Consider the following 2966-nt stretch of genomic DNA (forward strand, 5'->3'; position numbering starts at 1 on the left):
ACGCCCCGGTCCCTCGCGGACCGGGGCGTTCGCCGTTCCCGCGCCGCTCGTCGCAGCGCCGACTTCGTGACTTCCGGACGAGTTCGTGAGCTACAGCTCACGAGCTCGACGGGAACTCACGAACTCGCGGCGGGAGGGGCGCGCAGAGCGCAGGTGTCGGCGGCGGGTGACAGGGTGGGGTCATGCCTGGACTCCGCCGCCTGCCCCGATCCGCACCCGAGGAGCAGGGGGTGGACCCGCGGGCGCTCACCCGGCTGGTGGATGCGCTCGCCGGGTGGCCCGAGCTCCACTCGCTCATGGTGCTGCGGCACGGAGCGGTCGTCGCCGAGGGCTGGGCGGCGCCGTACGCGCCCGACCGGCTGCACGAGCTGTACTCGCTGAGCAAGAGCTTCACGTCGACCGCCGTCGGGTTCGCCGTGGCCGACGGGCTGCTCACGGTGGATGACCTGGTGCTGGACCACGTGGGAGACAAGGCACCGGCCGCGCCGGACGCGAACCTGCAGCGGATGCGGGTACGGGACCTGCTGACCATGACGACCGGGCACGACGAGGACCCCACCGGCGCGGTCTTCGACTCCGGTGCGCAGGACTGGGTCGCGGCGTTCCTGGAGCAGCCGGTGCAGTACGAGCCGGGCACGCACTTCGTCTACAACACCGCGGGCACGTTCATGCTCTCGGCGATCGTGCAGAGGCTCACCGGGCAACGGCCCCTCGACTACCTCGGTCCGCGGCTGTTCGAGCCGCTCGGGATCGAGGGCGCGATCTGGCAGCAGTCGCCGGAGGGGATCGACGTCGGCGGGTCCGGCCTGTCCGCGACCACCGAGGACGTCGCGGTGTTCGGCCAGCTCTACCTGCAGGGCGGCGTCTGGGACGGTCAGCAGGTGGTGCCGGCGGGATGGGTTGCCGAGGCGACGCGCGCGCAGGTGTCCAACGCCGGCGGACCCGACCCCGACTGGACGCAGGGGTACGGCTACCAGTTCTGGCGCGGACGCCACGACAGCTACCGCGGCGACGGCGCGTTCGGGCAGTTCTGCGTGGTGCTGCCGGAGCAGGACGTCGTCGTGGTGACCACGTCGGGCGTCGCGGACATGCACCACCAGCTGGAGCTGGTCTGGCAGCACCTGCTGCCCGGGCTGTCGGACGGACCTCTGCCCGGCGACGACGAGGGACGCGCGCAGCTGGCCGACCGGCTCGCGGGCCTGCGCCTCGACCCACCGGCCGGATCGCCCACGTCCCGCACGGCCGAGCGGCTGAGCGGGCGGACGATCACGTTCGAGCCGAACACCCTCGGCATCCGCAACGCGGTGCTCGAGGTGGGCGTCGAGCACGACCGCCTCACCGTCGACCACGGCGAGGAGACGGTGATCGTCACGGTCGGGCACGCGCAACCGGCGCTGACCCGCACCACCCTGCGACGCAAAGACCCCGAGGACGTGCTGGTCAGCGGCACGTGGACGTCGGCGGACACCTACGTGATCACGGTGAGGTTCGTCGAAGCGCCGTTCGTCGCGACCGCCACCATGACCGTCACGGGTGACGACGTCGTGGTGGAGAGCGGGATGAACGCGTCCTTCGGTCCGACGACGGCCCCGCCGCTGGTGGGCAGCCTGGTGCAGACGCTCGACGAGGTGTGGGTCGGCTGAGTCCTCAGCTGAGCTCGAGCACGGTCCACCAGTCGTTGACGTCGCGCTCCGGGTAGCCGGTGACCTCCTGCTGGCCCGCGGTCAGCCGGGGGTCCGAGGCGCGGTGGGAGTGCAGCGCGGCGCCGGTGGCCACGTGCACGAGGCGGACGCGGGCGCCCGCGGTCCAGGGGCGGTCGTCGATGATCTCGACTCGCCAGTCGGCGGACGCGTCGGGGGTGTCGACGGCACTGACCTGCTGCTGGCGCGTCAGCGGCGACGGGATGCCGGCTGCGCTCCGGAGCCAGCGGCCGGTCGACACGTGCCGCAGCCGGAGCACCGACCCGTCGCGCAGCGCGGTGCCGGCGGGCGTCCCGGCGGTTCCGACGAGCAGCCACCGGTCGTTGTCGTCGGAGCCCGCGAAGCACGTGACCTGCTGCAGGCCGTCGCTGTCGCGGTGCGTGTACGGGAGGTCGTGGGAGTGCAGGGTCAGGCCCGTCCACACGTGCGAGAGCTTGACCGTGTCGCCGGTCGACACCTGGTCCTTGACGCCGGGTGGGCGGCGGGTGAGCACGCGGGGCCGCCGGGGCGTGTAGTCCTGCAGGAAGAAGCCGCGCCACGTGTGGCCGTTGGACGCGGTCCAGTCGGGCTGGTCGCGGTCGGAGGTGAGCGTCACGACCTTGCCCACCGAGTTGTTGTCGTAGACCTGCAGAGTGGTCCTGCCGGTCGCACGGTCCTGCTCGTACCCGTAGGCGATGACCTGGTGGTTGTCGCCGATCGCGGCGAGGCTGCGCGCGACGACGAGCCCCAGGACGACCGGGCGGCCGGCGTCGATGGACTTCATCAGCCGCGGCAGCTCCTCCTCCTTGGTCCAGCGCGTGACGCCCTTGAACACCCACGTCTCGTCGTCGGAGTGCATGGACCAGGTGACGAACTTGGCGGCGGACCCGGTGAAGAACGAGTCCCGGAGGCGCTGGGTGAACAGCTGCGCGAGCCAGTGGGAGTCCGGCGGGACGCGGCTCGGCGCCCACAGGTCGGCGCGCCAGGCGGGCACCGGCTGCCCGGCGAGGAAGTAGTCGAGCGACGCGTACGCCATCCCGCCGCACCGGCCGGACGTCGTGATCTTGGCGCCGTTGGGCAGCGTGAGCACCTCGTTGACGAACGCGTTCGGGAACGCGAAGCCGTGGGTGGTGGGGTCGAACGCGACCGCCCCTCGAAGGAGGACCTGCTCCGGCATCGACACACCCTCTCGTCCCGTGAGCCGCGCCTCGACCTGCGGCACCCCCGTGCATGTCGAGGGTGCCACGAAGGAGTCCGCGGGGCGGGGTGAGATACGACGACGGCCCC

General features: G+C 72.2%; 2 protein-coding genes. One reads left to right on the forward strand and one right to left on the reverse strand.

The features are described 5' to 3' along the window. The first annotated feature begins 182 nt into the window (after positions 1-182). A complete protein-coding gene (locus AC1DUQ_RS20030) occupies positions 183-1643 on the forward strand; it encodes a serine hydrolase domain-containing protein (RefSeq protein ID WP_477060965.1) in 1461 nt (486 codons plus the stop codon). Positions 1644-1647: 4 nt separating this feature from the next. Here the strand turns inward: AC1DUQ_RS20030 and AC1DUQ_RS20035 are convergent, their stop codons facing one another. Further along, the gene (locus AC1DUQ_RS20035) at positions 1648-2856 is read right to left on the reverse strand and encodes an MIR domain-containing protein (protein WP_477060966.1); all 1209 of its coding nucleotides are present in this window, start codon (positions 2854-2856) and stop codon (positions 1648-1650) included. Positions 2857-2966: the final 110 nt, after the last annotated feature.

It is taken from the genome of Cellulomonas sp. P4_B5_2, assembly GCF_056402235.1.

Excerpts from the sequence above, each read along its gene's own strand:
- AC1DUQ_RS20035 (WP_477060966.1), bottom strand. The coding sequence starts at position 2,856 with ATGCCGGAGCAGGTCCTCCTTCGAGGGGCGGTCGCGTTCGACCCCACC.
- AC1DUQ_RS20030 (WP_477060965.1), top strand. The coding sequence starts at position 183 with ATGCCTGGACTCCGCCGCCTGCCCCGATCCGCACCCGAGGAGCAGGGG.